The sequence below is a fragment of the Pararhodobacter sp. genome, assembly GCF_034676075.1.
In the GTDB taxonomy this organism is placed as follows: Bacteria; Pseudomonadota; Alphaproteobacteria; order Rhodobacterales; family Rhodobacteraceae; genus Pararhodobacter.
In genome coordinates, this window is the sequence record NZ_JAUCCQ010000191.1 from 1 (window position 1) to 4,797 (window position 4,797).

The following is a 4,797-nucleotide window of genomic DNA, read 5'->3' on the forward strand; positions in this document are numbered from 1 at the left end:
GGCGTCATCGCCGGGTGGTGGTCGGTCAGGTAGATCTCGGTCGAGAGCCGCGCCACGTCGTATTTCGCATAGAGCGTGTGCACGTGCTGGCTGAGATCGCGCAGGCCCATCTGTTCATAACGCGGCTGCTTGGCGCTGAACTCGGGCATCACCCGCCACAGCGGCTGGTTGCGGTCGTAATCGTCTTTGAACTGCTGGAGCGCGGCCAGCAGCGTGTTCCAGCGGCCCTTGGTGATGCCGATGGTGAACATGATGAAGAAGGAATAGAGGCCGGTCTTCTCCACCACCACGCCGTGTTCGGCCAGGTATTTGGAGACGATGGAGGCGGGGATCCCCGTCTCCTCGAACCGGCCGTCGATACCCAGACCGGGGGTGATGATCGTCGCCTTGATCGGGTCCAGCATGTTGAAGCCGGGGGCCATGGCGCCGAAGCCGTGCCAGCTGTCTTCGCCATCGGCCAGCTGCACGCCATCCTCGTCGGTGCGGCGCAGCACCCAGTCCTTGTTGCGGCCGATCCCTTCCTCTTCCAGCGCGTCGGGGCCCCAGACCTGGAACCACCAATCGTTGCCGAATTCGCCGTCGACCTTGCGCATCGCCCGGCGGAAATCGAGCGATTCCAGAATGCTCTCTTCCACCAGCGCGGTCCCGCCCGGAGGCTCCATCATCGCCGCCGCCACGTCGCACGACGCGATGATCGAATATTGCGGGCTGGTCGAGGTGTGCATCAGGTAGGATTCGTTGAAGAGGTGCCGGTCGAGCTTCACCTCCTGGCTGTCCTGCACCAGAACGTGGCTGGCCTGCGAAATCCCGGCCAGCAGCTTGTGGATCGACTGCGTCGAATAGGTCACCGAATGTTTGGTGCGTTCGCGCTTGCGGCCCATGGCGTGATAGGTGCCATAGAACGGGTGGAAGGCCGCATGCGGCAGCCAGGCCTCGTCGAAATGCAGGTTGTCGACATAGCCGTCGAGCGCCTGCTTGATGACCTCGGTATTGTAGAGGACGCCGTCATAGGTCGATTGCGTCAGCGTCATGATGCGCGGCTTGACGGCATCGGCATCGACGCCCTGCAACAGCGGATTGGCGCGGATCTTGGCCTTGATCGCCTCGGGATCGAACTCGCTGCGCGGAATCGGGCCGATGATGCCGTAATGGTTGCGGGTCGGACGCAGGAAGACCGGAATGGCGCCGGTCATGATGATCGAATGCAGGATCGACTTGTGGCAATTGCGGTCCACCACGACCACATCGCCCGGCGCGACCGTATGGTGCCAGACCATCTTGTTCGAGGTCGAGGTGCCGTTGGTGACAAAGAAGCAATGGTCGGAATTGAAGATCCGCGCCGCGTTCCGTTCCGAGGCGCCGATGGCCCCGTTATGGTCCAGAAGCTGGCCCAGTTCCTCGACCGCGTTGCAGACATCGGCGCGCAGCATGTTTTCACCGTAGAACTGGTGATACATCTGCCCGATGGGCGATTTCAGGAACGCCACGCCGCCGGAATGGCCGGGGCAATGCCAGGAATAGGAGCCGTCCTCGGCGTAATCCAGAAGCGCCTTGAAGAAGGGCGGCTGGATGCCTTCGAGATAGGATTTCGCCTCGCGGATGATGTGCTTGGCGACGAAATCCGGCGTATCCTCGAACATGTGGATGAAGCCGTGCAGCTCGCGCAGGATGTCGTTCGGCAGGTGGCGCGAGGTCTTGGTCTCGCCATGCAGGAAGATCGGCACATCGGCGTTCTTCCAGCGCACCTCCTCGATGAAATCGCGCAGCTTCTGCACCACCGGGTCCAGTTCGGGACCGGGGGTGAATTCCTCGTCGTCGATGGACAGCACGAAGGCCGAGGCGCGGCTCTGCTGCTGCGCGAACTGGCTCAGATCGCCATAGCTGGTGACGCCCAGCACTTCGAAGCCCTCGGCCTCTATGGCGTCGGCCAGCGCCCGGATGCCCAGGCCCGAGGTGTTCTCCGAGCGGAAATCCTCGTCGATGATGATGATGGGGAACCGGAACTTCATCGATCTTCCTTTCGATCGGAATCGCCTTTGCGGCACTAGTCTAGTGCAGGGGCCTCCCCGTCAAGGCCGCGCTTGGGACGGGCCCTGTCCGCCAGGGGGACGCACAGAAAAAGGGCCGGGCTTCCCCGGCCGATGCTGAGGGTCGTCCGCAGGTTTTTCAGGCGCGGATCCGCGGCAATACCCTTGTGGCCCGGGACTATGGCGCGCCGGTAAAGCCGCGGACCCGCAGACGGAACGGCGGGGCCCGGGCTTTGGCGGGCCTGCTGCCGCCGATCACAAAGACGTTGGCCCTCAGCCCGCCTGATCGAGGTACTCGCCGTACCCTTCGGCCTCCATCTGGTCCTTGGGGATGAACCGCAGCGAGGCCGAGTTGATGCAATACCGAAGCCCGCCCTGATCGCGCGGCCCGTCGGGGAAGACATGGCCCAGATGGCTGTCGCCATGGGCCGAGCGGACCTCGACCCGGATCATGCCATGGGTGAGGTCGCGTTTCTCGACCACATGGGCGGGGACGATGGGCTTGGTGAAGGCAGGCCAGCCGCAGCCCGAATTATACTTGGCCGACGATCCGAAGAGCGGCTCGCCCGAGACGATGTCGACATAGATCCCGGGCTCGAAATGCTCGTCGAATTCGTTGGTATAGGGGCGCTCGGTGCCGTTCTGCTGCGTGACGCGGAATTGCTCGGGCGTCAGGCGGTCGAGGGCGTCTTTGGTCTTGGAATAGGTCATGGGCTCCTCCGTTCGGGGATGACTGGCCAGATATGGGGCTTGGCGCCGCGCTTTCCAGCGCTCAGGGCTGATCGAGGGCCGCGGTCCATTCGGCCAGGAAGCGGTCGCGCGTCATGGTGTCGAGGCTCGAGAGCAGGCCGGGATCCAGCCGGATCGGCATCAGCCAGGGCTGGCTGGTGAAGCTTTCGGGGCGCATGACGCTGCCGCCGGTGACCTGCGCCTGAATGTCCTGCCCGGCGTCCGACAGGATGAAGCGCAAGAGCGCGGCACCCCCGTCGGGATCGGCGGCATTGACCGGGATCAGGGCGGTACGCTGCAGGGTGATGGTGAAATCCTCCATCGGAACGACCAGCACGTCCGAGCCCTCGGGCAGATTGGCCGCGGCATAGCTGCCCAGCACGTTGTAGCCGACCAGCAGATCGCCCGAGATCAGCCCCTCGATCACTTCGCCCGAGCAGCAATAGAGCCGCGCGTCGAGCCGGCCCATCACCTCGGCCAGGCGCCAGATGGAATCGGACATCCGCGCGTCCTGCGTCAGGAACAGATAGCCCGCGCCGGAAATCCGCGGATCATAGGTGCCGATGTGCCCGGCGAAGGTCTCGGGGTGGTCCCTGAGCAGCGCGATCAGGTCGCGGCGGGATCGGGGCGGTGGCTGACCGTTCAGCGCGCTTTCGGCGATCAGCAGGACCACGGGTTCCAGCGCGATCGACACCAGCCGGTCACGCCAGCGCGCCCAGCCCGGCAGACGCTGCACGATATCGGGCGGCAGGGCCCGGGCGAAGCCGTCATTGGCCAGCTTCATCTGCAGATCCATCGCGGTCGAGATCACCAGATCGAAGGGCGCGCCCTCGGCGTCGACGGCCAGACTGACCGCCTGGCTGGAAGCTTGCAGGTATTCGATGCCAAGGCCCGGGTTCTCGGCCAGAAAGGCCTCGGCCACCGGCGAGAAGAACGCGAGGTCGGTGGTCCCCAGCACGCGGATCCGCGGTGCGTTGTCGGGACCGAAAAGGCGCTCGGCCTCGGTCTCGAACCCCCAGGCCTGCGTGACCGACAAGATCAGCGCGAGCGCGGAAACCAGAGCGTGGCGCATGTGCCGCCCTCCTCTCTCTCGGCCAGCGCGAAGCGGCCTCCCATGGCGGTTGCCGTTTCACTGACGATGGTCAGGCCCAGCCCGGACCCCACCACACCGCCCACATTCGCCCCCCGGCGGAAGCGCTGGGCGAGCGCCGCCTGCGTCTCGCCGCCCAGACCCCGGCCGCGGTCGGTCACCTCGATCCGGGCGTATCCCAGATCGTCGACAAGGCTGATCTCCACCGTTGAATCGGCGGGCGAATATTTCACCGCATTGTCGATCAGGTTGCGCAAGGCCGCCTCGATCAGCACCGCATCGCCCGAGGTTTCCAGGGTCTCCTCCGGCAGCGACAGGCGGATCTCCATGTCCTTGAGGTCCGCCGTCGGCCGGAAGCGTTCGGCCAGCGCCCGGGCCATGGCACCCAGATCCACCCGGTCCTGCGCCTTCTGGTCGGCGCGGAACAGGACCGTGGCATGGTCCAGCAACTGATTGGCCGAGCGCGCCGATTCCTCGGTCGCGCGGATCATTCCGCGCAGGCGGGCGCGGGTGGGTTCATCGCCTGCCTGACGGAGCGCCATCTCAGCCTCGGACCTCAGCGTCGCCAGCGGCGTGCGGATGTGATGCGCGGCTTCGGCGATGAAGGTTTCGGTCTGGGCGAGCGTCTGGCGCAGCCGGGCGATGAAGGCGTTGAGCTGCTCGACCAAGGGCGCCAGTTCGGCGGGGGCCGGGTGGCGCACGGGGCGCAGGTCATGGCCGCCGCGACGGCCCACGGCCTCGGCCAGCCTGCCGATGGGGCGGAGTAGGGTGCGCGCCGACAGCAGGCTGAACGGAATGGCGAAGAGGAACACCACCAGGCCCAGCGCCGCTGCCCGGTTTGCGAGGCCCAGTGCGATGGCCCGCTGCCCCTCGCGCGTCTGGCCGACGATCACCAACACCGGCGCCGCGCGGTTCTCGATCATCAGGCTGCGGGCGACGGCCACCAGCCTG

General features: G+C 65.8%; 4 protein-coding genes. All 4 read right to left on the reverse strand.

All coding sequences use genetic code 11. The features are described 5' to 3' along the window. Nucleotides 1–2,009: Orn/Lys/Arg decarboxylase N-terminal domain-containing protein (locus VDQ18_RS22810; protein WP_323023151.1), on the reverse strand; the 2,009-nt coding region annotated here is incomplete at its 3' end. 291 nt (nucleotides 2,010–2,300) lie between these two features. Next, nucleotides 2,301–2,738 carry a peptide-methionine (R)-S-oxide reductase MsrB gene (msrB, locus tag VDQ18_RS22815; RefSeq protein ID WP_323023152.1) on the reverse strand — a complete coding sequence of 146 codons (438 nt, stop codon included), beginning with the start codon at nucleotides 2,736–2,738 and terminating at the stop codon, nucleotides 2,301–2,303. A 61-nt stretch (nucleotides 2,739–2,799) separates the two neighbouring features. Further along, nucleotides 2,800–3,828: an ABC transporter substrate-binding protein gene (locus VDQ18_RS22820; RefSeq protein WP_323023153.1), complete on the reverse strand. Its 1,029-nt coding sequence runs from the start codon at nucleotides 3,826–3,828 to the stop codon at nucleotides 2,800–2,802. Continuing rightward, nucleotides 3,795–4,797 (reverse strand): sensor histidine kinase (locus VDQ18_RS22825; RefSeq protein ID WP_323023154.1); only part of this gene is annotated, 1,003 nt, incomplete at its 5' end. The genes VDQ18_RS22820 and VDQ18_RS22825, both read right to left, overlap by 34 nt.